We start from the raw sequence: 23,769 nt of genomic DNA, 5'->3' as shown, positions 1-23,769 counted from the left end.
TAAAGGTTGGCTGAGATTACATAATATTAAAATTATTTAAGGAATTTTAATTAATTTTATTTGCAGTTTGTAGTGTTATAAATGATTATATATAATGAGAGGGGTAGGATATCCAAGTCGTCGTTGCGAGCGACCGTAGGGAGCGTGGCAATCTCATGAAATAATAACAAGCTCCTGAGATTGCTTCGTCAATTACTTCGTAATTTCCTCGCAATTTCCTCGCAATGACGATGACGATTGTGTATCCAACAGTAAAACCGATTTTAAAAATTATGCTTAACATTTTTTTAATGATTATTTCATTATTTATTTGCTTAATAACCTACCTATTTATCAGCAAAACGGATATTTTTACAAATTTATTGATTTTAAATAGCTTCACGACTTTAGCGAGTGTATTGATTTGTTGTTTAGGTTTATACTCAGGCAATAGTTCATATTTGGATATAGCAATTATTTATTTTCTTCTAAGCTTTATAGCAACAAACGGATATTTAAAATATTTCATAAATGAATCGAATGAAAACAAAACAGATTGATAGACATCTTGCCAAATTCACTTATAGAGAGGAATTTGTAGGAGACACGAAACGCAGCATCGCAGCGTACACAAGCGTACGTGAGGATGCGAGTATCGGATCGACGCACAAATTACCTCTAGAAGTAGAAGAGTTTGGGAAGATGTCTAATACGGTAATTTTAGGATGCGGTCTTAGCGGCATGTTAACGGCGCTTTCTTTTGCACAAAAGGGTATAAAAACTACTATATTCGAGAGTAAATCGGTAAAAAGCCCAGAGTTTTTTAAAGATATAAGAACTACTGCTTTAACGCCGCATTCTAAAAATTTCTTATTCTCTATTGATATATGGGAAGAGCTTGAGAAGTTTGTAGCAGAAATGCAAGACATATATGTAGTAGATAATAAGGCTTCAGAGATATTAGACTTACGAAATGACGCTGACGCTGTACTTGGATATGTGGTTAAGAATAGCGACTTTAAAAAAATGCTATTGTCAAAAATAACTAATAATCCGTTGATAACATTAATTGATAATAATCAATATCAAGAGGTTATAAGCCATAATGACTACTCGATTATAAAATTTGATGATAACCAAATTAAGTGTAATTTATTAATTATATGTGACGGAGCAAATTCAAAAGTGAGGTCTCATTACTTTGCTAATGAAATTGAGAAACCTTATCAAACTGCTCTTACATTTAATATTAAGCATGAAAAGCCGCATGAAAATTGTGCTATGGAGCATTTCCTGCCGCTTGGTCCTTTTGCTTTGCTGCCTTTAAAAGATCAATATGCTTCATCCGTAATATGGTCAACTTCTTCTGATCAGGCTGCTTTAATTGTGAATTTGCCTGTAGAAGAAGTTAGGTTTTTAACTCAAAGAAATGCCGGTAATTCCCTAGGTAAAATTACTATTGATAGTGAGATTAGTAGCTTTCCACTAAAAGCCCGTATAGCAAATAGATATTTTCATAACCGTATAGTGCTTATTGCCGACACTGCCCACACAGTACATCCGCTAGCCGGACAAGGGCTTAATCAGGGCATAAAGGATATAGAGATTTTGAGTATGATAGTTAGTAATAATGGCACATTACAAGAATATCAAAAGTTAAGGCAAGAGGATAATTTTATTATGTATAAGCTGACTGATGAGTTAAATAATATTTTTTCAAATTATTCCAAAAATTTAAGATGTTTAAGACAAATAGGATTTAAGGTGATCAATAATTTTAAACCTGTAAAAAACTTGATTACTAGCTATGCGATGGGGAAGAGGTGAGTGTTCTTTTGTATCATTTCTAGCTAGTTCTGATGTCATTCCCGCGAAAGTGGGAATCCAGTAATCAAGAATCGATAAAAGCATTGTTTGTTTATACTTTTTAAAAGATGGATTCCCGCTTTCACGGGAATGACATAGAATGTGAAATAACATAGAACATAATTTTATGAGATATGCATGAGTAAAGAAAATTTAAGCAGTAAATCATCTATTAATACTCCTGAAGAAGGAATAAAAAATGCAGCAGAAGATAATAAGCTTAAATCTTCAATAAATACCCCTGAAAGAGTAGAGCTTTTAGAAGCAGCACAAACAAAAGCTTCTGAGCCTTCACAGGAGAACGGCAATCGTAAAATAAGCCAGCAGGAAAAAGAACGCTGCAAGAGGATACGGCACTTTACGGTGCTAGAGTTGTTCGTGCCGGAATCGCTGCAAGTGGAGTAGCAATCGAAGTGGTACAGGAGGGCAGTAAAGTTATCGCTAGTCCTACTCATATTAGTAGAAGGAGTAATTAACGTTGGAGAAAAAGTAGCAAAAGCTTATGATCCGGTTGATACACTTCAGCAAGGTGCAAAAATTAAAGAAAAAGGTCCCCCAAGTCCCGGTTTAGCCGATAAGGCATTAAATAAAATCATGACACTACCCGGTGGTGAAACTGCAGCAAATGTTCTAGAGAAAACATATAAAACATTAGGTAGTAAAGCAGTAAGACGTGCGGCTAGAATTGGCGGCGTTGCAGTATCGTTAGTCCTTAATCCCACTCCCGTCGGGGTTGGGCTTGCTGCACTTTCTTTATCAACCGTTGCTTACAATGTTGGAAAAGAAACTTTAGAAGTAAAAGAAGATAAGCGTTTAGATAGAAAGAAAAAACTTTAGAAAATATTAAAGCTAATTATGTGAAGCAAGCAGAGTTAGTAGTTACTACTCGAATAGATAAAGCAAAAGATAGCCCTGAACTTAAAAATGTCTTGGATACTCAATTAGCTAAAATTTACCAAGAAAAAGTTGAATCTGAAAAATTAAATACAACTAGAACTAAAGAGATTTTAAAAGCAATACGAGATACTACCTTAGAGACGGTATCTTTAGTAGCACAAGCAAGCTCTGTAGGCGGTATTATAGGCGGTTTGGTAGCAGGTGCTATTGGAGGAGGAGCGGAGCTAATGTAATAGGTGAAGGAGATGCTAATTTAGTGCGTATGGAGCGAAAAAAAGATAAAATAAATCAAATAAATAGTTTAAAACATCAATAGGAAATTATGAAGATAAGAAAGACTTGCTTGAAAAAGAAAGGCAAGCAAAAATAGATACCAAAGCATTAGAAGAATTTTTAACTATACCCCCTAAAATTGATCAATTAAGTGAAGGGCAGCTAAGAGAGCATTTTAATGTAACTGGAGCAAAGGTTGCAGCGAGACCTGAATTTGCTCCTCCTACTGAAAAAACTAATTTTGAAAAAGTTAAATCGGCAGTAAAAGTAGGAGTCGGTTATTTTGTGGAATCGCAATTTGGTGATTTAAAAGAAATATACGGTAAAAAAGAAGAAATATTTCAATCTTTTATAACTCCAAATGTTAGTAATAAAGTAAAACCTGAGCAAAATAAAGCTCATGAGCAAGCCAACATATGCAAGAAAATTTGTCACGTGGCAAGGGGGTTCGTTATGGTGCTAGCGCACCATCATCACAATCAACACCGAATGCTTCTAAACACCATGAATCTTCAAGAGGATTTTAATTGTTAATAAAGACTTATAATTATCTTATAGATTATATCTTGCCGCAGAGATGTTTAAGCGGTGCGGAAATACTAGGGGGAGCGGTGAATTTTGTAGCGATTGTTGGAAGAAGCTAGAGTTTATAGCAAGACCCTATTGTAGTATATGTGGACAAAGATTTAGTATAAAAATCTTAGATAACTGCATTTGTGGAAATTGTTATAGCAACAAACCTAATTATGAGTTTGCTCGCAGCTTATTTAAGTGTAATGAGCATAGCAAAAAAATAGTTCATCAGTTTAAATATCAAGATAAGACGATATTTGCTAAGACCTTTGCTAAGCTTTTATATAATAGATATAGCAGCGAGGATATAAAAGATATTGATTTAATCATACCTGTACCTACGAATGTATAATCCTGCTCATATTTTAGCTATGGAAATTGCAAAAGTTACCGATAAAATGTTAAAAGCTGAGATTTTAACTAAAGCAAAATGGACTAAGTCTCAGACTTTTCTCTCACGAAAACAACACAAAAATAATATAAAGGGTAGTATCAAATTTAACACAAAGTATAATATTGTAAGTAAAAAAATCTTATTAGTCGATGATGTCGTTACCACTGCTGTTACTATAAATGAATGTGCTAAAATTTTACGACAAGCCGGGGGTGGCGTCGGTAAAAGTCTTAAGTGTTGCTATGACATAACGTTATTGCAAGGGGACATGGTTGTGTGTATCGAAAAACACACTCGATGTCATCCCTTGGCTTGACCAAGGGATCCAAAAAATAATAAAAATTTTTATTATTTTTAACTGGACCTCATGGTCAAGGCATGGGGTAACACAGAAGGTAACTTATGCAAAATGAAATAAAAAAAGTTTGTGTTATTGGTGCGGGAGTAATGGGTTCAGGGATTGCAGCGTTAATTGCTAATTCCTCTTATTAAAGTAGTGCTGCTTGATATTATCGCTAAAGATTCCGATGATCCTAATAAAATAGTTAACACCGCTAAAGAAAATTTGCATAAACAAAAACCTCCACCTCCACCTTTATCTTTTCCTGATAAAGCAAATTTCATTACCATCGGTAATTTAGAATATGATTTAGATTTAATTAAAGAATGTGATTTAGTGATTGAAGTTATTGTTGAGAAGTTAGAAATCAAACACCAATTATATAATAAAATTATTCCTTATCTTAAAGAAGATGCAATTATTGCTTCTAATACCTCTACATTACCGCTTGAAAGACTCAAAGAGAATTTACCAGATAATATTAAATCTAGGTTCGTTATATTACGCATTTCTTCAATCCGCCAAGATAATATGGAACTGCTTGAGTTAATTATAGACCCTATGATAAAGGCTGAAGTAATAGAAAGAGTATCAGAGTTCTTAACGAAAACGCTTGGTAAAATTATAGTAAAATGTAATGATACGCCTGGTTTTATTGCTAATAGAGTAGGGTATTTTTTACTTGAATTAGTAGCCCGTAAAGCGATAAGTCAGAATCTTGATGTTGCTACTATAGATAAAATATTTACTACATTTTTGGGGCTGCCGAGTACCGGAATTTTCGGTTTATATGATCTAATCGGGTATGACGTAATGAAGTTAATTTCAAGTTCATTACTTGCCTCTCTTCCTGCAAATGATGCTTATCATAAAATAATATGTAAAGACCCCTGTTCTTGATAAGATGATAGAGAAGCAGTTAATTGGACGTAAAGGTGACGGTGGATTTTATCGTTTATCGGTATCAAATGGCAAAAAGATTAAAGAAGTTATCAATATAAACGACTTATCATATAGTCCTGTTCAAAAAGTAGATATTTTAATCTTGATGCGCTTCTTGTAAGTGATTCAGTTTACGGTAAATTTTTTACTGAAATTATCACGGAATTTTATGTTTATTTAGCAGGTCTAGTTCCGTCGGTTACGGATAATATTTATGATATCGATGCTGCTATGAAGCTTGGTTACAGCTGGAAATATGGTCCATTTGAATTATTGACTATAGCGGCTAAAAACGGTTGGAATTCGGTAATTAAAAATGCCGATTTAATGCATATCCCACTTCCGCAATATTTAGCCAATAAAGAATATCAAAAAATCGATAAACAAAAATTTAATTCTCACAAAGATATTTTACAAGAAAGTCAGATAGTATTAGAGAATGGCTCGGCAAAATTAATACTTTATCAAGATGTTTTGATTTTTGTTATTACTATAAAAATGAATTGTTTAAATCATGAGGTGTTTTATTTACTACAAGAAGCAGCAAGTAAAGCCGAAAATGACGGTAAAAATCTTTATATTTATCCGTAAGGAAATAATTTTTCTGCCGGTGCTGATTTAAAACTTCTTCTGTCTTATATTGAAGATAAGAATTTTCACGATCTAGAGAATTTACTAAAGCTGGGACAGCAAACCATGCTCCACTTAAAATATTCCTCTGTACATGTTATTAGCTTGTGGTCTTGGTGTGGCACTTGGAGGTGGATATGAGCTGTTATTGCACTCAAGCTTTATTATAGGAAATCAAGAACTTAACGCAGGGCTTGTAGAACTTGGTGTTGGTTTAATACCCGGGTGGGGCGGTGTTACCGAAATGTTTGCTTGAAGTAATGGTAATAAAACTAAACTAATTAGAAATATCAGCAATATTATAGAGCAGAATAAAACAAGTTCAGCCGGATTACTTTAAAGCAGATTATGATGTAGAGAATATGCACGTAAATATGAACAAGCATTATATTTTAGAGGAAGCTTTAAAATTAAACCTACCTAAAAAGATAGTACCGATTCCGCATAAAATTACTTTGCCTAAAATAAATTTAGCAACAGCAATAGATACATCAAAATATAACGATCTACAAAATAAGGTGCTTAGCAAATTTCAAGATATTATTGATACACATAATGAAACAAATGAAGAAGAGCTACTTGCCTATGAGCAGGAAATATTTTTAGAACTTGTAAAAGATCCAAAAACTATAGAGAAGCTGAAAGTAATTGTGGGATAAACTCCTACTATGTCATTCCTGCGAAAGCAGGAATCCAGAAAAAGTAGTCTTAATATTGACAAAATAAACCTAAAAAAACAAGTTTTTTGTAGGTTTTACTGGATTCCCGCTTTTGCAGGAATGACATAGAGAGTATTTACCGGTCCACGCAACAATGCTTCACGGGAATGACATAAAAACCGTGCGGGTAATGCTACTCCACAATAATATTGCCTATAACACCACGATAGTAAGTTTGAGGGTCGTACATAGCTTCACTGTAAATAGCAGGAGTAGAGAATATGCCCTTATTAACTGCTTTGATTTTATACTGATACGTTATTTTTTGATCAGAAATAGTACCGAAAATCATAACTCTATCATCACGATTATTTATATATATCGGTTTCCATATCATTACTTCCTGCGTGCGTTCTAATATATTTATGTGGTTGTTATCCGGTAAAAGCTCGAAGCCTGCCGGTAATAAATCAAGTAGCACCATATTGCTCAAGGTTTTATTACTACCTGAACGCATGGTGATTTCCACCGTAATATTATCACCTAATTTTACTTTGCTAACCTCTTTATTATTGTCATCGAGATATTTTTTTGTTATTTCTATGCCTTTAACGATCTCTTTATTTTCTGTTAATTGCTTATCATAGCCTGAAGTTAAAAGCTGATAGAAAAAGCCGTTACTTGAGGATGTTAAGTCGATATTCTTATTTTCTACCGACAGCTCAGCAATCATCACTTTATTGCCTGTTAAAGTAACTTCTTTATCTGTAGAGGTTACTTTAATAGTAGCCTCATCTACATGATTTATTTTATCGGCATAGGCAAGACTTGCCATAATAGCATAGCTTGCGGATAGGCTATTATAGTTATCTTTAGCAAAAAGAGCGATATCCTGTACAATTTTTGGGTCAAAGTCTTTTAACCGTTCTGGAAAATGCATAGAAATTAAGTATAAATACTGACTATATTTTATTAGAGGATTGTAATACTGATAGTCTGTTTTTGATATAGGTTTATTTAGAGTAAATCTGTCTAATAATTTCTCCGCTTCTTCATTCATTTGCAGCATTTTATAGCTAGCTGCTAAATAAACGCTAGTCAAATCATCTTGCCATGTATTTTTATGGTACTCGTCTAAATATTTTAAAATATTTGCAATATAGCTTGTAGTAATAACGCTGTTTTGCGTCAGGATATAAACCGCATATGCCTTTTCTCTTGCTTCATCTAAGGAGTTTATTGATCTGTTAGCCATATTCTCTAAATAGTAAATACCTTGATTAAATGTATCACTTGGAACGGCTAAATATCTAGTCGCTCCCTCGCTTAAGAAATGCATAGCATAAACGGAAATAAATGGATCGGAATCGTCATTAAAATTGTTCCAATATCTAAATCCACCGTCATAATTTTGACGTTCTGATAAAGTTTGAAATATTTTTGATAATGATTCATCCATTTTTTTACGATCAGTTTTAAGAATCTGAACTAGTTCTTGTTCATTATATAATAAAATATTGGCAAAATTTTGGCTTATTAATTGTTCAGTGCAACCATAAGGATAATTATCTAGGAAATCTTTAAAGCCAGAAATAATAGCTAGCGGTGATTTAGAAGCGGAAATTTGTAGTTTAGCAAATTCAGGATATACATCCCGTAAGATTTTTAAATTAGCCTTGTTGTCTGTAATAAAGCCTGTATTAACTGTTGTAACGCTTGGACTAGCAGGGCGAACGCTCGTAGTACTAGTTAATTCGGAGCTATGTACTACTGCCATAGATATTATATCCGGCTTTAGGTGATTTATAGAAGCCACAACCTTTAAATCTGCCGAACCGAGTTGATCAGTCGCTTTTAATTTAACATTAATAGTAGCTTCCTTATTTTCGTCTATCGGGATCTCTTTAGGATAATCTAATATTTTAAGTCCTTCACTTGTTTCAATATTTAGAAAAACCTGAGCATTTCCTGAATCTTTTAGGTTATTAAATATTGTTACCGGTACTGTAAATTCATCATTTGGAGCTACAAATAAAGGTAAATTTGGATTGATAATAAGATCGGATTGGACTAATAAATCAGCTTTGGAAGTTCCTATAGAGTCAAGGCTTGAGGCTACCCCTATAACTCTTAAAGTGCCGTTAAAATAGCTTGGTATATCAAATGTGACTTCTCTCTCATCAAGATCTGCTTCTAAAATTCCTGACCAAAATGCTACGGGAGGTTGGCTTTTTCTTTTAAACGGATTAAGGTTTCGAGCGACATTTATACAACCGTCTCCGGCAGGAGCCGCCATATAAGCTTTCATTAATAAAGGACGCTCAGGTAATATTAAATCCATGATTTGTGATGTTTGGACTTCCAAGGCTTTATCGTTAATAAAGTAATTAAGCGGGTCGGGAGTCTGATAACCAGCAAATGATAATATCCCTGCATCAACAGCAAATATTATTATTTTACCGGGATTTGTAGTACGGTAACGAATTGCTAGCTTTTCTCCCGATTTGATTTTTGCAGGAAGTGTTAATCCAATATCTTGTTTATGTTTATAAATGCCCGCAGTAAAAGGTACTACTGCATAGCTAAACGGTGATATAAAGATTTCCGTAGCTTCTATGTCTCTTATAAATTGTACATTTACATATCCTTTACCCTCAAAGCCGTCAGGAATTTTTATTTCTTGAATGCTATTATTTTCATCAGCTTTAAACCATTCAAAATTATGTACTTTATCGGTCTCGATAGTAATTAACCCATAACCTGTATAAGGAGTTATAATATTTAAAAGAATAGTATCGCCGGCTGTATAATCATCTTTATCAAGTTTAACTTTTAAATTTGCTTTGTCTGTTAAATTAGCCGTAACATTTCCTTCACCTATTACCGAAAATTCAGCTTGGGCAAAGATTGTATCTTCTTTATCGGTTAAGTAAATAACGTAATCGCCTGCTTCTTTAGTAGGCACTTTATAAATATAACTTTCGTTTGCCGTGATATTAATTTTGTCAGAAGATATATTAGTCTCAATAGGTACTGAACTGTAAGAATAATTACCGTTACTATCTGCTACTAAGTTATTTACATAATTAATCTTTTTTAAGTTAAGAGTTAAATTAGGTGCAGCTACTTTTTCTGCTTTATTTGATATGGCTATGAATTCTATTGCCGCGCTTGTTTTTGTCTTAATATATTTTAGATCGCTATCGCTTCTAAATCCTATAATATAAGGCAGAGGTGACACTATAAGCGATTTGCTTGCGTTTACGCTTCTTCCTGAATCAGGCTCAAATCCTTCTGCTGAAAATGTTAGATTAAAAGTAGCGTTATAATATTTCTCAATGTTAAGGTCAAAGTTTGCCGTACCTTTAGAGTCGGTAGTAATATCTCCTAAACGTTCGTAAAAAAACTCTTTATTTCCTTTGCTACTATAAAATTTATATTCTTTAAATCTAGGTACGAAAAACTCGGTAGGTCTAATATCAATAAAGCCGCTGACTTTTCTATTTTCTGCAGGAGTGCCGTAAAGATTTATGAGATTAACGGTTGCTTTAAGATCTTTTGGATTCGTCCATAGCTCATCTTGTGAGTTATTGAAGTTTATGTTTATTTTCATGCGGTCAGGCTGAAAATCACCAACCCTGACAGACACGCTATTAAGATAGTTATTGCTGCCTTTATCTCCTACTAAATATAAGCTTATATTGTATAAGCCGGTTAAGGCATCATCAAGCGTTGAGAATAAATATTCGCCGAATCCTTCTGCATCTAGAACTATTTTACTTTTATCTATTACTTTTCCTCTAGGGTTAGTTACTTGTATTTCTAAAGGTAAGCCGTCAAATTTTCCTTGCCAGTCGGTTTGTTTGAGCATAATGCCTATGTGACCTTGCTCGCTTGGTCTATAGATGCCACGATCGGAAAATAAATAAGCTTTTAACCCTTGATCAGAACTAACGGCTCCTGCTACATCAAACCGAGAATAATTAACTTGTCTATCAATTCTACTATACGGCATAAATGAAAAATCATCCTGAGTAGTTAATATATAAGCCACTGGAGTTTTTTCTTTTGAAAAATCATTTATATTTGATAAAACGGCATGTCCTTTACTATCGGTTTTGCTGCTTACTAACACCTCACCGTTAAGTCCTATAATATCTGCTTTTACGCCTCCAGCCGGTTTACCGTTACTGATATAAGAAACAAAGATATGATGCGTTCCGGTTTTATCGGTTTTTACTATACAACCAAGATCGGTAACTAAAATTAATCTTTTATCTTGAGATATAATGTTATTATTGTCTTTAGCATAAACTTTTGCTAGAAATAACCCCTTGGAATAGCTGCCTGCTTCTTCTAAATTAAAATATTTACTGAAATCTAAATCGGTATAATGAGGTAAATTTAAATTTTGAGAGTTCACTATTACTTCCTCTTGAAATACCTCGGAAATATTATACTCATTAAAGGTATATTCATTTATAAAAGTCGGGTTTTGGAAAATATTATATCTATTTGTTTGGCTGATTAAATGATTAACTTCTTGCTGATTAATCTTATCGATTTCTAAATATAATTTATCTATGCCAAGTGAATATACGGGAAGCTTTCTTTCGCCGGCTAATGAAAGAATAGAACCGTCGGACATTAGCTTAACTTCTTTAGGGTTACCCGGTATTTGTACGATTTGAAAATAATCTGAGCCGAGTGTTAAATTATCCGATGTTTTAACACCTTGAGTTACTTTAACAAGCAAAGCTCTTGAGGCAAACGTATCTACTTTAAAACTATGCATAGTAGTAATGCTTGGGACGGAAGATAAAAGCTCAAAATTTATTTTTTCACTCGATTTAAGAATATCATCGGTTATTTCTTTCGGATTTTGCCATTTATAGTTTTTTTTGCCTGCAACTCCTAAGAAAGCCGGCTTATCCTGCGGTAATAAAAATAACTCTAAATGTTTTTTTATTTCCTCACCCGACACCGGTGTATTTGTGGTAATTATAATTATCTGTTCCGGTTTTAGTTTATCATCTTTAACAATTGTAGCAGTACTATTAGTGATTTTTAAATATGAGGATAGACTTGGAATTAATACATTTTCTTTATAAGAATATCTTATGTTATTTGGCGTCTTATTATTTTGATCTTTTACATTTTTATATGTGAAAACTTCTCCGCCATGTAGAGGTTTAACACCGTCTTTTATAATTACGGAAATTGTATCTTCTTTATCTGTAAGCGGTGGTATATTAGTAATAATCGTAGCTTCCGTATTATTGGTATTGAATTTGATAGAAAACGGTAATTTTTCTTTAGTTGAAGATTTTATAAACTCTATTCTTTCCTCTAGAGTTTTAGGATCGATAGGATAGTTAAAAGCTATTTTAGTTTGAACGAATTTTTTGGAAATATCGATATTATCCTGTAGATAATTCATTTCTTTAATAATAGGAAGTAGTGGTAAAGTCCTGAAACTTATATTATTACTTTTTAAACCGACAAAATTAGGGAATATATAATCTTCGATAGTAATCTTATAAGTTTGATGAGCTACAAAATTGCTTTCTGGAGTAAAATTTATGTTATACCACCAGCCAAATCGCCATTCTCCTTTAATATCAGGTGAAATAGATATGTAATCATTTATTTTTTTTCCGTTAAGCCCTAGCTCTCTTTGTGGCTTTGTACACCATTCTTTAATTCTAGAGTCGCAAAGGTCAATATTTAACGCATTTTGTCCTGCTAACAGATTTTCGTTAGTTAATTTAAAATATAAAGGTATTTTTTCGTTAAAGCTTGCAGCAATTAGTTGTAAATTTATTAAACATACGAAAATAGTAAATACAAATTTGCGGAAAATATTTTTCATATCTATAGCTTATTATTTATGATAACTTCAATTATATATAAATAAAATTAAGTAAAGTAATGAATAAGGATATTTTTTTCAATATTCAGCAAAAATTTTTTTGTTATTTGGACAAGAAGAGTGTTATGAGATTATCATAATACTCGGATTTACTATATTAGGAGGCAACTATTTGCACAAGCTATTTGTGTATTACTTTTCACTACAATTTTAAATATATTGTTAAAATATACATTTGAAATACCTTTGAATCCTGCTCTAAATATTAAAGGTTTTGCTTTCCCTAGCGGTCATATGAGCAGCGGCGTAGTATTTTACGGTTGGTTTTTTGCAAATATTATATATTCCTTATTAAGAATAATAATAATAGTAGTGATTTTAACCGGTATGGGATTTTCGCTGATTTATAAGGGCTATCATTATCCGTTGATATTATTGCATCTATAACAATTGGAATAATGGTTATTGCTGTTATATATAGTGTAACCAAAGAAGAGATTATTCAAAAATACCCTTATATGTTTGGAGCGTTTTTATGGCTATTAACCGTACCGATGGTAGCTTATCTTAAAATTATTGACGTGAATTGTCTTGCTTTGGGTATGGACGGTATTTTGGGGATTACTCGGTTTTACTATTTCTGGGGGGCTGTTTTATAAATATTTTGATTTTCCTCAATCAAAATTAAATCGTTTTATTAATTTAGCTATCATTGTCGCTTCAGTAGCTTTGATTGCATATATTAATTATCTATTCAAACAATATTTGGGATATAAGTTTTATTTTACTTGGTTCTTAATAGGTTTTAGTTTTCCACTATCGGTGAGGTTATGCCATATTCATATAAGATCAACGATTAGTATATGAAGTGAGTTAAGTTGCACTTCGTTTCCTTATTTATCGTATAAAGCGAAATTTCCTATTGACTTTTATATAAAACAGTATAAGTTTCTTTACAATTTAATTTTTTATAAAGACATTATGCTCGGCTATGAGAAAGAACAAAGCAGCTTAAATCGTAATCAAAAAGAAGCAATAGGTTTATTATCTGTTGGTACATTTCTTGAATATTTTGACCTTATGCTTTATGTACATATGGTAGTAGTATTCAATGAATTGTTTTTTCCAAAGGCTGATCCAAAAGTAGTTTTTATTTATTCTGCATCTGCTTTTTGTTCAACATATTTATTAAGACCTTTTGGAGCTTTTTAATATTTGGTTGGATAGGAGACGCTATAGGACGTAAAACAACAATTATTACTACCACCTTTTTCAATGTCTATATCTTGTGTAGCATAGATGATGTGAAGAAAGATGAGTCTCCCAAAAGACAAAAAATTGACCTTAGTCGAAATGATTTATTGTTGCAGAAAATTAAGAATAATGATCCTGAAATTGTTCGTGTAGAACTACCTTATGAAGAAGATAGTAGTTTTTTGTCAATTGTAATTAAAACTTTAGAGAAAAATACTGTAGTAAAAGAAATTGATTTATATGGCAGCAACCTTAGTAACGATGATATAAAAAATCTAAGTAAAATTGTAAAGTTAAATCAAATATCACATTTAAACCTGAATTCTACTTCTTTAGATAGTGAAAAAATAAAAATTCTTATTGATGCTTTAGCAGATAATACCTCTCTTGAATATTTATCTTTAAATTCTATTGCGCTGAAAATAGAAGATTTAAGAATATTAATAGATGCTATTAAAAACCACCCTAATTTAAGTTCTTTAGCATTAGGTAGTAGTGAAGTAGGAAATAAAGGAGCAGCAATTATTAGTGAGTTGTTTCATTCAAAACTACCGTTAAAATCCTTAGATATAGGACAAATGAATATTACTGCCGAAGGGATAGACGTTATCGCAAATAAATATTAGCAGTGCAAAATTAATGTCGTTAAATTTAGGGTATAATAACCTTAGAAACGAGGGAGTCATAAAATTACTGCATGCTTTAATGGCTAATCAATATATTAAAGAATTAATATTAAATGAAACAAGAATCTCCGAAAAAAGTGCAGAAGTAATTGAAGGTTTTTTAACCTCACATCTATTGATACTTTAGATTTAAAACAAATAACTTAGGAGATGGAATAAAATATATAGCATCTGCTTTAAAATTAAATTCATGGTTAAAAACTCTAAATCTTAATAACAATAATTTAACCCATAATAATATAAAAGAACTTACTACTGCATTAACCGAAAATAAAGCGTTAGAAACTTTACTCATAAGCAATAATATTGAAATAGGAGATCTAGGTTTTGAAGCAATAGCGAACATCAAAAAAACAATTCTCTAAAAAAATTAGCGCTTATGAACATTAAATTAGGAGATCTAAGAGATAATAACATAACCAATTTGGGTGCGGAAAGCTTAAAAAGCATTCCAGGTAACATGATGATTTTAGTAGACGGTAATGATATTGATAATTCAATATTTGAGAAAAGCGTTGAGGCTTTAGGAGAAAATAATTAAAATTATAAAATAATATTTATATGGCAAATCTAACAAATGCACAGAAAGAAAGGTTAACAGTAGAGTGTGTTAAATATGTAGATAGTCAGACAGTAGAGGAATCATAAGAGATAAAAAATCGAGAGAGGCTTTATTAAAAAGTATTATATTAAACGAATCTATATCTGCCTTAAAAATCCTTACTGAACACTATAAGAAAATACACAAAAATAATAGTGAAGCCCTGGATGAAAGTTTTGAAAAATTAGCAGTTCTAGCGGTTTTAGTAAGTAAAACAGAAAAGATTATTCCAAAACAACTTGTTCCTTATATGGTATTTCATGTTGGATTTGCTGACGAGCATCCTACCCACGGGCTATTCAATGACAACAACAACTCAAATCTGCAGAATTTTGCATATGCTTTCCGTACTCGACTTAACTCAAAGATTATAAAAGAAAATGATACTCCTTTACAAAATAGACGCTTTGATGCCTTAGGTAGGTTAATTCAATATAATAGCCAATGTAGTGCCGTATGTTTTGACGGCAAACAAATTTTAGTAGCGTTCAACGAATTACATAATTCTAGTGTGAACACAAATAAAGTTGAACAAATTGAGACACATACCACAAAAGTTTTTAAATATTTACAAGATTATGCTACTTACACAGCTTTACCTACAGAAGAGCAAAAAAATTTTCTATAACAACAAAATCTATCTACTCAACGAAAAGCGCTACTTCTAGATGTTGCACAATATTATTATAAAAATAATAGTGACCATAAGGATAGATTACCACGTATTTTGCAAGAGCTAGAAAAATATCCGAATAATAATCAAGAGGTTCAACAAAAAGTCTGTAATGTAACCAGTGTAAGTCCAAAAGTAGTGAAGGCAGTAGCTAGAGCTAGAAGAGATTTGATGAAATGAGAAGATGCATTAAACCCTGATACTATTGATGCAAGTAAAAAATTTGTCCATTCAATTATTGAAGCTATAAAACAACCATATAAAATTGTATTAGATGGTCCACTGAGCGATAAAGCTCATGCTGAAATGAGAATAATACAGTATATAAAAGCACAACTTCCAGATCGTGATAATCAATTAAGTGCAGAAATATAATACATAGGATTGTCTAAATTTTGTTGTATTAGTTGTGATTTAATTATAAATAAAGAAACGAAAAATGTAGATTTGCATTTTACTGATAAGAGTAAACAAAAACACTTAATACCGCTTAATATTACTACTAGCGGAGGAAATGGAGTAGGATATGAATGGGATTTAATAGATGCTATAAGAAAAAATCCTGACTGGTTAGAGGATTTTCTAGGTAAAACAGCATATGAAAAATATAACGCTTTATCAGAACAGGAGAAGAAAATAGCAATTAACGGTATAGTAAGATATATAGACAAAGGGGAATTAAAGATTAAGGACACCCCGCTTAAAATAAACCCGGAGAAAGAACATAGCAAAGATAAAGAACATGAACCTTTGAAAAAACAGAGACAAAAGAAATTGACTGCTGACACTTCTTCTAGTGAAGCTGAAGCAAAAAATGAACCTAGGCAAAAGATAATTGCTGCTAAGTACAATGGAAAGCTTTAAACGATCAGTCAAAAAGCAATATCTCAACTGGGAGATAACTCTATATAGAAGAAAAATCTTTATTTCCCGGGAATAAATGTGTTTCTTTCTTGCTTAAATCTCACTTGGTAAAGCTAAATCCACCTCGCTCAAAATATAGTCCGTTCCAGCTTACGGCATTTAACTAAGCCTTTAAGTTTTTTATCCTTTACATAGGTAATTGTGTTTAAGACGTCAAGATAAGAGCTAACTTTTTGGCTTTTCCTTTTTTTACAAGTCTTTTATAAAAAGGTTTAACTGCAGAATTATATCTTACAGACGTAACAGTTGCCATATATAATGCTGCCCGCATCGTTTTTCTACCACCTTTAGTTTTTCTAACCTAACACTTAAACCTGAAAAGCTTGATTTTATGCTGCGTCCACCGTTTGATTCATTCATAAAAGTGAAAGAAATTGAAGAATGGCGCACCCGAGAGGAGTCGAACCCCTAACCTTATGATCCGTAGTCATATACTCTATCCAATTGAGCTACGGGTGCCTAAGTTTGAAGTACTTATTTCTAAGCCTTATTTCTTGTTGCTAACATACGAAGAAGCATATATAAAAGCATAGCATTTGTCAAGAAACATAGAGTGTTCTTATGTTTCTCTGAATAATAAAATATAAAAAATTACAATTAATAGTTGAATTATCATATTATATATTGTATATAGAGGTTCATAAATTGATATGAGAAAAAAATGAATAAAATAAAATTAATCATAATTTACTTACTTTGGATTAATATGACTGCACAAGCAGACAATATATCAGAAAGTGCTAAAAAAAAATTAGCAGTAATTAACTCTTTAAATGTTGAGGAAAAGTGGTAGAAAGGTAATGTAATAAATTGTAAGTCCGGAGAAACTTTATTAGAAGAAACAGAAAAATATAATTCTCCTAAGTTAAAGCGTGTGACTCATTGTAGTTGTTTTGCGTATGCTGCTAGTGCAGCCTTGGGGCTTCCAAATCAGTCTCTACCATCCTGAAAGCGATAAAATTTTTATACCTTACTTTATCAAATAAGCAAGCTGAGTGGCTTGAAACAGACCGAATAAAGAACTGATGGCATTTTGTTAAAGCAGGAAATCGTGATGATAGTTTTATTCAAGCACAAAAATTTGCTAATCAAGGATATTGTGTTGTATCCGTATATAACAATGCTAATCCAAAAAGAGCAGGGCATATTGCCGTTGTAGTACCAAGTAGTAAGGATATAGAGAAAATAAAAAATGAAGGACCGGACACGGCTCAAGCCGGTAATATTAATTTTTCCTGTAGCTCTTTGAAAAGGGTTTTAGGAATAAAAAAGATGCATTTAAAAACAACGAAATAAAATTTTGTTATTATAAAATATAACAGATATCAGTAAGGTAATCGGACAGTTTTTATTCTATGTCATTCCCGTGGGGCATTGTCTGTATGGATCGATTTCCTGTTGTCATCCCGTGGCTTGACCACGGGATCCATAAATATGATAAAAAAAATACTAGTATTTTTAACTGGACCCAGCAGGTACAGGCTACGGGGTGACAATGGTGGAATCGATCTACGCAGGCAATGTCTTCCTGCAGCAGCGGGCATCCCCAGTGTTTTAAGTTATTTTTTTGGATACCGTGGTCAAACCACGGTATGACACAGTGGATTTTACTGATTCATGCAACAATGTCTTGCGGGAATGACGCCGATTTATGCAACAACGTCCCTGGTTTGCAGGAATGACATAATCAGCTTTTTTAGTTATTGGCTATTTTAGAGATTTATGCAACAGCATCTACCCATGAAATTTCTATGCTACCGACTAGATCCACTTGAGGAGTTTCGCTGTAGCTTGGTAAGTTATCATACACAAGATGAGCTAAGCCGGCTATTCCGTTTACTATCCCTGCTGTATTTTCATAAGCAAATTTTGCTGCTTCTATTCCTGTATAAGTCGTATTTTTTAATAACTCAAATGTGTTCTCCGGCGAATATGCAAGAGCTGTTCCAACACAAATCCCCATAGCAACTGTAGGATGAGCATAAAATCTCCATGCAGCCGTTGATATTGCTGCTTTTACAAATATTCGCATGATAATCTAATATATCCAGTATTGACAAAGTACTTACATTCTTTATAACATTGAAAATGTTTGTATTATGAGTATCAAACTAGATTCTTACGAACAAGATATTGAAGATAATTTTGAAAAGCAGCAAAAAATTGATGATAGAAGTGAAATAGCTTTGCTTCAAAAATTTGCAAAAGCACATCTTAGTAAAAAAAGATCTGTTACTATTAGGATTGCAGAACATGACATAGAAGCAATAAAAATTAAAGCTTCTAAGCATGGTTTGCCTTATCAGACCTATCTTAATATGCTAATTCATTCAGACCCTACTAAACTCTAAATATTAGTATAGATATAATCATGAAAAGAACGTTAAGTTATTGAATGAGCGTGGTATAGGCTTTGAAGAAATAATACAGTCGATTGCTGACGGTAATTTATTAGATATTAAATTACATCATAATCAAGAGAAATATAAAGGTCAAAAAATTTTATATGTTCAAATGATTGCGCAAGTATATGCAGTACTTTATATAAAAGGTGATAAAGATGCTATTTTCCTTAACACTTTATTTCCTAGCAGAAAAGCAAAAAAGGAATTTTTAAAAAATAAGAAATAATATATGCGTTTTATAGAAGAATTTATAAATAAAGGATATTTCCATCAATGTACCGATTTGGATCGGTTAACTGCTATAACGAAAGAAACAAAAATAGCTGCGTATATAGGTTTTGACTGTACTGCTACATCACTCCATATCGGTAGTTTAATGCAGATAATGATTCTGCGATTGCTTCAGCAGCACGGACATAAGCCTATTGTAATTATCGGCGGCGGTACGAGTAAAATCGGTGATCCTACTTGGAAAGACGAAGTGCGCAAAATTTTAAGCAAAGAAGATATAGCTAAAAATGCCGAAGGTATTAAAAAATCTTTGTCGAAGTTTATCAAATTCGGTGACGGTAAAAGTGATGCTATTATGCTGGATAACGCAGAGTGGTTAGATTCGTTCAATTATCTAGATTTTCTACGGGATTTCGGTAGCTATTTCTCGGTAAACCGTATGCTGACTATGGATTCGGTAAAACTAAGGCTTGAGCGTGAGCAGCATTTAAGCTTCTTAGAATTTAACTATATGTTATTGCAGGCCTATGATTTTTACTATTTAAGCAAGCATTACAATTGCAGCTTGCAGCTTGGCGGTAGTGATCAGTGGGGCAATATCGTAATGGGAGCGGATTTAATTCGTAAAATAAGCGGCAAAGAAGTATTCGGTATGACGACACCGCTACTTACGACTAGCTCTGGTGCTAAGATGGGCAAGACTGCTGCGGGAGCGGTATGGCTTAATGAAGATTTGCTAAGCCCGTATGATTATTACCAATATTGGCGTAACTGCGAAGATGCCGACATAGTTAGATTTGCCAAATTATATAGCGAGTTCACTCAAGAAGAGCTTAATAGGTTTGAGAGTTTAGCGGCAGAAGATATTAATGCAGCTAAAAAACAGCTTGCTTATGAGCTAACTAAGCTTTGTCACTCGGAGCAGGCAGCAAAATCAGCTCTAGAAACTGCAGTAAAGATATTTGAAGAAGGACAAATCGATGAGAATTTACCTACCGTTGTTTTAGAGCAGGAAGTATTACAAGCAGGTATTAGTGCATATGAATTATTTCATGAAGCAGGGCTTGCTACTTCTAAATCGGAAGCACGCAAGCTTATAAGAGGGAATGGTGCTAAGATAAATGATAGATTAGTCGAAGATGAAAATATGATAATTAATACTAATTTCTTACTCGATAAAAAAGTTATAAAGCTCTCTGCCGGTAAGAAAAGACATATATTGGTTAGGGTTTGAATATTTTTCTAGATTACCATGTTCCCTTCAGTTGCAGCATTATTGTATGGCTCAAATATATTATGTCTAATTGAAACTGTAACTTTCAATTAGACAAATTGTATATTTTCTATCTAATGGGCCCTTATAACATAAGTTAAATTCAAATTTAAACAGTAATGACTAAAATAAGGCTTGATGAATATTTGCTGCAAAAAGGTTTTGTAACAGATATTACCATAGCACGAAGTTTGATTATCCAAGGTAAAGTACATAATAAGCATGAGCAGTTAATTAAGCCTGGGATACAGGTTAATATAAATGACACCGACATTAAGGTAAAGCTACCGCAGCATAATTATGTTTCAAGAGGGGCATTAAAATTAATTGCCGCTTTGGATTATTTTAAAATTGATCCCGAAAATTTAGTTTGTATTGATATCGGTAGTAGCACCGGCGGTTTTACAGAAGTGTTACTTGAGCGTAAAGCAAAATTAATTTTTGCCGTAGATGTCGGTTATGGCGAACTTCATCCTAAATTACGCGACAATCCACACATTAAGGTGCTTGAGAAGACTAATGCACGATATTTAACCGATAAACAAATAATAACGAAGCCTGATTTAATTGTTTGCGATGCCAGCTTTATTAGTTTAACTACTATATTACCGACTGCACTAAATTTAGTTAAAGAAGATTGCATGCTTATTGCTTTAATAAAACCGCAGTTTGAGGTCGAAAAGCATGAAGTAGAGCAGGGAGGAGTTATTAAAAATCCTCTCTTACATCAAAAAGTATGCGATAAAATCAAAGATTGGCTTGAGAAAGAGCATAATTTTAAAATATTCGGTATAATAGCAAGTCCAATACTAGGAGCTAAGGGGAATCAAGAGTTTTTAATATGCGGAAAAAGAAAAACGCTTATTTTTCTATAGTTTATCCTTAATTTGAATTGTTTTAGTAATCATTGCATCTTCTAATGTATAATTATTCAATGTTTTTATAAATGCTTCACTTGCTTCTTTAATAAAATGTTTAAATTGGCATGAATTTGTAATTCTGCAGCTATTAGTATTTTTATTGAAACATTCTACTATATCCATATTAGGTTCTAATTTTTCTATTATATCTCCCAACTTCATGGAAGAAGGGTTAAATGCTAGCTTAATTCCTCCTCCTTTTCCTTTACTACTATTAATATATCCTAATTGTGCTAATCTATGAATCACTTTTATCAAATGATTAAGGGAAATATTATGGTACTCTGATATCTCTTTTACACTACAAATTCTTTCCGGTTTTGAAGCAAGATATATAAGGCTACGTAATCCGTAGTCGGTAAAACTTGTTAACTGCATAAAAATTTTATTTATTTTTACCTTGAATATACAAAAAAAACGTCTATATAAGTCTAGTTACTATAATATGTATTTTAAATGCATATTATAGTAAAGGTTATATTATTCAAAAAGGAGTAATTATGTCTAGAACAACTAATAGTGAGAGAAATAAGAAAAACTGCTGAGCTATTTAAGAATTTTGATATTACTAAATCTTTAAATTTTTATGGAAATTTAGCAACTAAATATGAAGCAGTGGTAAATGAATTTTTTAATAGTAAGGGTTTTAATACTGAAAAACCTGAGAAAGGAATACAGCCAAATGCAATGAAAAATTTTTTAAATCTTACCGGCAGTAGTATTCTAAAGGTTTTAAGTGCATATAGCGAAACAGATGAAGTAGATCTTTTAGAAGTGATCCAATCCAAGCATTAGAGAATGATCATAAATGTAAAAGGGCGGTATCAAAAATTGTTGGTATACATGTAGGGCGTAATATTCCTTCAGAGTTATATCAACCTGTTGCTGAAGAGCTTATATCAAATGTAGATGAGGGTAACAAGCTGGTAACGGAAATATTAAATATAGTAGGAAAGCATTTTGTAAGTGCTGAAAAGAAGCAATATGATGAATTAAAAATAGCGAGTTTTGAAAGTCATAAAATAAAAATCGAAATAGAAAGTGCTGAACAAAAAGTAATACCGCACAAACATAGGCAAATTATTACTGTAGTGAATTTACAGTTATAAAAACCGGTCATGATGAAGAAGGTCATTATTATGAATACTTAATAAAGAAAAATCCTAATGGAACTGTAACAAATTATCTATTTGATTCTGAAAATCATCTGGTAAAAGTACACCCTTCATATATTGAATCGGATATAGAAAACAATAAAGATCTCGTTCTTATCAGCGGCGGGTCGGGAGCAAGCCATTCTATTTCTAGAATTAATAGTATAACAAATGAAGAAAATGTTAAGCTTTCCGCCGTTATGCACATTATTCACTCTACTAGAAATAAAAACAGTGATACATTTCAATTAGATGCAGCTGTAAAAAAATTAACTGATATGGCAGCAATATGCGATACTGAAATTCACTATAAATTTTATACTCAAGATAGTTATAATAATATTAATGAGAACGATAATATACATTATCATACCGGTAGAATAGCTGAAGAATTTTTATTAGGCCTTTTAAAAGGTGAAACTGATGAAATTTGTGGTCCTCATTCTTTTAACGATCATGTGCAGCATATATTAGAAGCGAAAATGGGGGTTATGTGTATACTCAGATTCATGTAGAAGCATTTTGTTCATCAGGAGGAGACTATGATCCCATCTCTAAGCAGACCAGAGGGATTATCGAGTATTTGCCCCTTTATGAATATGTAGTTTTACAAAAATATAAAGTTAAATATTGCTTATATATTCTAATTAGTGTATTTTCGTTACGGATAAGCATTATAAAAATTATAGATAGGTGGGTTTATCCCACCTTTTTTGTTATAAATATCAAATATGCAAACTATTGAACAACAAATAGCAAACGTAATAGAAGAATCCTTGACAGATATGGGGTTTGAGTTAGTTCTTGTGAAGTTTAAAGGTGTTAACCCTAAAGTAGTCGAGATATTGATTGATAGCTTAAACAGCGAAAAAATATCTGTGGAAGATTGTACTAAAGCAAGTAGGACTATCTCCGCTATTCTAGATGTTGAAGATTTAATAGAAGCTGCATATTCTTTAGAGGTAGCATCAAGCGGTCTTGAACGTCCGTTAGTAAAGTTTGAAAATTATAATAGATTTTTAGAAAGAGAAGTTAAAATCAAACTTAAAGAATTATTGAACGGCAAAACTCGTTATCAGGGTAAAATAATTAAAGCCGAAAATAATAAAATATATTTAAAATGTGAAGAACAAGAAGTACTAATTGATTATGATTTAATTAAAAATGCTAATCTAGTTTTAACTGAAGAAGTATTTAAAAAATTGCTAAAGCAATAAGAGATA

At 32.3% G+C, this 23,769-nt stretch carries 31 protein-coding genes, 1 tRNA gene and 1 pseudogene; 28 read left to right on the top strand and 5 right to left on the bottom strand.

Annotation, left to right across the window (positions count from 1 at the left end):
• Window positions 1–272: 272 nt before the first annotated feature.
• From RSL_RS04355 to RSL_RS08785, 14 genes are all read left to right on the top strand, one after another.
• Window positions 273–539 (top strand): monovalent cation/H+ antiporter complex subunit F, encoded by a 267-nt coding sequence (locus tag RSL_RS04355; RefSeq protein ID WP_014419865.1) that lies wholly within the window; start codon window positions 273–275, stop codon window positions 537–539.
• The gene (gene ubiH / locus RSL_RS04350; protein WP_014273608.1) at window positions 520–1,806 is read left to right on the top strand and encodes a 2-octaprenyl-6-methoxyphenyl hydroxylase; all 1,287 of its coding nucleotides are present in this window, start codon (window positions 520–522) and stop codon (window positions 1,804–1,806) included. The genes RSL_RS04355 and ubiH overlap by 20 nt, the downstream gene beginning before the upstream one ends.
• 177 nt (window positions 1,807–1,983) lie before the next feature.
• Complete coding sequence (locus tag RSL_RS04345) at window positions 1,984–2,250, top strand: hypothetical protein (protein ID WP_014273607.1); 267 nt, start codon at window positions 1,984–1,986, stop codon at window positions 2,248–2,250.
• Between the two features lie 189 nt (window positions 2,251–2,439).
• Window positions 2,440–2,682: a hypothetical protein gene (locus RSL_RS04340; RefSeq protein WP_014273606.1), complete on the top strand. Its 243-nt coding sequence runs from the start codon at window positions 2,440–2,442 to the stop codon at window positions 2,680–2,682.
• A gap of 20 nt (window positions 2,683–2,702) precedes the next feature.
• On the top strand, window positions 2,703–2,975 hold the full coding sequence (locus tag RSL_RS04335) for a hypothetical protein (protein ID WP_231287658.1): 273 nt from the start codon (window positions 2,703–2,705) through the stop codon (window positions 2,973–2,975).
• A gap of 106 nt (window positions 2,976–3,081) precedes the next feature.
• A complete protein-coding gene (locus tag RSL_RS04330) occupies window positions 3,082–3,549 on the top strand; it encodes a hypothetical protein (RefSeq protein ID WP_014419864.1) in 468 nt (155 codons plus the stop codon).
• A gap of 115 nt (window positions 3,550–3,664) precedes the next feature.
• A complete protein-coding gene (locus tag RSL_RS10030; protein ID WP_231287785.1) occupies window positions 3,665–3,940 on the top strand; it encodes a ComF family protein in 276 nt (91 codons plus the stop codon).
• Window positions 3,933–4,298, top strand: coding sequence for a ComF family protein (locus RSL_RS04320; RefSeq protein WP_014273605.1), 366 nt, complete (start codon window positions 3,933–3,935; stop codon window positions 4,296–4,298). The genes RSL_RS10030 and RSL_RS04320 overlap by 8 nt, the downstream gene beginning before the upstream one ends.
• Before the next feature lie 86 nt (window positions 4,299–4,384).
• A complete protein-coding gene (locus RSL_RS10510; RefSeq protein ID WP_267878481.1) occupies window positions 4,385–4,474 on the top strand; it encodes a 3-hydroxyacyl-CoA dehydrogenase NAD-binding domain-containing protein in 90 nt (29 codons plus the stop codon).
• A complete protein-coding gene (locus tag RSL_RS10505; RefSeq protein ID WP_267878480.1) occupies window positions 4,455–5,222 on the top strand; it encodes a 3-hydroxyacyl-CoA dehydrogenase family protein in 768 nt (255 codons plus the stop codon). Before RSL_RS10510 ends, RSL_RS10505 begins: the two co-directional genes overlap by 20 nt.
• 4 nt (window positions 5,223–5,226) lie before the next feature.
• Window positions 5,227–5,385: a hypothetical protein gene (locus RSL_RS09350; protein ID WP_010977447.1), complete on the top strand. Its 159-nt coding sequence runs from the start codon at window positions 5,227–5,229 to the stop codon at window positions 5,383–5,385.
• Between the two features lie 110 nt (window positions 5,386–5,495).
• Window positions 5,496–5,855, top strand: a complete 360-nt coding sequence (locus RSL_RS08795; RefSeq protein WP_014419863.1) for an enoyl-CoA hydratase/isomerase family protein — start codon at window positions 5,496–5,498, stop codon at window positions 5,853–5,855.
• A gap of 133 nt (window positions 5,856–5,988) precedes the next feature.
• Complete coding sequence (locus tag RSL_RS08790) at window positions 5,989–6,150, top strand: enoyl-CoA hydratase/isomerase family protein (RefSeq protein ID WP_014419862.1); 162 nt, start codon at window positions 5,989–5,991, stop codon at window positions 6,148–6,150.
• A gap of 118 nt (window positions 6,151–6,268) precedes the next feature.
• Window positions 6,269–6,553, top strand: a complete 285-nt coding sequence (locus RSL_RS08785) for a hypothetical protein (protein WP_014419861.1) — start codon at window positions 6,269–6,271, stop codon at window positions 6,551–6,553.
• 193 nt (window positions 6,554–6,746) lie between these two features.
• On the opposite strand, the gene RSL_RS04295 is transcribed toward RSL_RS08785, so the two are convergent.
• Window positions 6,747–12,425 (bottom strand): alpha-2-macroglobulin family protein, encoded by a 5,679-nt coding sequence (locus RSL_RS04295; RefSeq protein WP_014273603.1) that lies wholly within the window; start codon window positions 12,423–12,425, stop codon window positions 6,747–6,749.
• A 219-nt stretch (window positions 12,426–12,644) separates the two neighbouring features.
• On the opposite strand from RSL_RS04295, the gene RSL_RS04290 reads away from it, so the two are divergent.
• From RSL_RS04290 to RSL_RS04275, 4 genes and pseudogenes are all read left to right on the top strand, one after another.
• The gene (locus RSL_RS04290; RefSeq protein WP_041472092.1) at window positions 12,645–12,872 is read left to right on the top strand and encodes a phosphatase PAP2 family protein; all 228 of its coding nucleotides are present in this window, start codon (window positions 12,645–12,647) and stop codon (window positions 12,870–12,872) included.
• 11 nt (window positions 12,873–12,883) lie between these two features.
• Window positions 12,884–13,084: a hypothetical protein gene (locus RSL_RS10025; RefSeq protein WP_231287656.1), complete on the top strand. Its 201-nt coding sequence runs from the start codon at window positions 12,884–12,886 to the stop codon at window positions 13,082–13,084.
• 322 nt (window positions 13,085–13,406) lie between these two features.
• A complete protein-coding gene (locus tag RSL_RS04280) occupies window positions 13,407–13,637 on the top strand; it encodes a hypothetical protein (protein WP_014273602.1) in 231 nt (76 codons plus the stop codon).
• Window positions 13,638–13,729: 92 nt separating this feature from the next.
• Window positions 13,730–14,492, top strand: a pseudogene (locus RSL_RS04275) (leucine-rich repeat domain-containing protein).
• Here RSL_RS04275 and RSL_RS04270 read toward each other — a convergent pair.
• A complete protein-coding gene (locus RSL_RS04270; RefSeq protein WP_231287655.1) occupies window positions 14,478–14,660 on the bottom strand; it encodes a hypothetical protein in 183 nt (60 codons plus the stop codon). The pseudogene RSL_RS04275 and the gene RSL_RS04270 overlap by 15 nt on opposite strands.
• A gap of 84 nt (window positions 14,661–14,744) precedes the next feature.
• Here RSL_RS04270 and RSL_RS09345 point away from each other — a divergent pair, with 84 nt between their 5' ends.
• The 3 genes from RSL_RS09345 to RSL_RS04260 all read left to right on the top strand — a co-directional run bounded on the left by RSL_RS09345 (window position 14,745) and on the right by RSL_RS04260 (window position 16,503).
• Window positions 14,745–14,906, top strand: coding sequence for a hypothetical protein (locus RSL_RS09345; protein WP_014410841.1), 162 nt, complete (start codon window positions 14,745–14,747; stop codon window positions 14,904–14,906).
• Between the two features lie 310 nt (window positions 14,907–15,216).
• Window positions 15,217–15,594, top strand: coding sequence for a hypothetical protein (locus RSL_RS04265; protein ID WP_014273599.1), 378 nt, complete (start codon window positions 15,217–15,219; stop codon window positions 15,592–15,594).
• A 429-nt stretch (window positions 15,595–16,023) separates the two neighbouring features.
• Window positions 16,024–16,503, top strand: coding sequence for a hypothetical protein (locus RSL_RS04260; RefSeq protein WP_014273597.1), 480 nt, complete (start codon window positions 16,024–16,026; stop codon window positions 16,501–16,503).
• Between the two features lie 442 nt (window positions 16,504–16,945).
• On the opposite strand, the gene RSL_RS04250 is transcribed toward RSL_RS04260, so the two are convergent.
• Together RSL_RS04250 and RSL_RS04245 are read right to left on the bottom strand one after the other, a co-directional pair.
• Window positions 16,946–17,022, bottom strand: a tRNA-Arg gene (locus RSL_RS04250).
• Between the two features lie 1,261 nt (window positions 17,023–18,283).
• Window positions 18,284–18,595, bottom strand: coding sequence for a hypothetical protein (locus RSL_RS04245; RefSeq protein ID WP_014273593.1), 312 nt, complete (start codon window positions 18,593–18,595; stop codon window positions 18,284–18,286).
• 67 nt (window positions 18,596–18,662) lie between these two features.
• Here RSL_RS04245 and RSL_RS04240 point away from each other — a divergent pair, with 67 nt between their 5' ends.
• The 4 genes from RSL_RS04240 (at window position 18,663) to RSL_RS04225 (ending at window position 21,347) form a co-directional block, all read left to right on the top strand.
• Window positions 18,663–18,914 carry a CopG family antitoxin gene (locus RSL_RS04240; RefSeq protein WP_014273592.1) on the top strand — a complete coding sequence of 84 codons (252 nt, stop codon included), beginning with the start codon at window positions 18,663–18,665 and terminating at the stop codon, window positions 18,912–18,914.
• Between the two features lie 40 nt (window positions 18,915–18,954).
• Window positions 18,955–19,194 (top strand): hypothetical protein, encoded by a 240-nt coding sequence (locus RSL_RS04235; RefSeq protein ID WP_014273591.1) that lies wholly within the window; start codon window positions 18,955–18,957, stop codon window positions 19,192–19,194.
• A gap of 3 nt (window positions 19,195–19,197) precedes the next feature.
• Window positions 19,198–20,433: a tyrosine--tRNA ligase gene (gene tyrS, locus RSL_RS04230; protein WP_014273590.1), complete on the top strand. Its 1,236-nt coding sequence runs from the start codon at window positions 19,198–19,200 to the stop codon at window positions 20,431–20,433.
• A 158-nt stretch (window positions 20,434–20,591) separates the two neighbouring features.
• On the top strand, window positions 20,592–21,347 hold the full coding sequence (locus RSL_RS04225; protein WP_014273589.1) for a TlyA family RNA methyltransferase: 756 nt from the start codon (window positions 20,592–20,594) through the stop codon (window positions 21,345–21,347).
• Here RSL_RS04225 and RSL_RS04220 read toward each other — a convergent pair.
• Entirely contained in the window at window positions 21,342–21,770 is a 429-nt protein-coding gene (locus RSL_RS04220; protein ID WP_010977429.1) for an Rrf2 family transcriptional regulator, read from the bottom strand. The genes RSL_RS04225 and RSL_RS04220 overlap by 6 nt on opposite strands.
• A 141-nt stretch (window positions 21,771–21,911) precedes the next feature.
• On the opposite strand from RSL_RS04220, the gene RSL_RS04215 reads away from it, so the two are divergent.
• The 3 genes from RSL_RS04215 to rimP all read left to right on the top strand — a co-directional run bounded on the left by RSL_RS04215 (window position 21,912) and on the right by rimP (window position 23,763).
• A complete protein-coding gene (locus RSL_RS04215) occupies window positions 21,912–22,187 on the top strand; it encodes a hypothetical protein (RefSeq protein ID WP_014419858.1) in 276 nt (91 codons plus the stop codon).
• Between the two features lie 559 nt (window positions 22,188–22,746).
• Window positions 22,747–23,061, top strand: a complete 315-nt coding sequence (locus RSL_RS04210; protein WP_004998166.1) for a ferredoxin reductase domain-containing protein — start codon at window positions 22,747–22,749, stop codon at window positions 23,059–23,061.
• Window positions 23,062–23,277: 216 nt separating this feature from the next.
• Window positions 23,278–23,763 (top strand): ribosome maturation factor RimP, encoded by a 486-nt coding sequence (rimP, locus tag RSL_RS04205; RefSeq protein WP_010977427.1) that lies wholly within the window; start codon window positions 23,278–23,280, stop codon window positions 23,761–23,763.
• The last annotated feature ends 6 nt before the right edge of the window (window positions 23,764–23,769 follow it).

Origin of the sequence: Rickettsia slovaca 13-B (assembly GCF_000237845.1) — a bacterium.
Taxonomy (GTDB): Bacteria; Pseudomonadota; Alphaproteobacteria; order Rickettsiales; family Rickettsiaceae; genus Rickettsia; species Rickettsia rickettsii.
The sequence above is the reverse complement of the archived record's forward strand: the minus strand, read 5'-3'. Positions and strand labels throughout refer to the sequence as shown.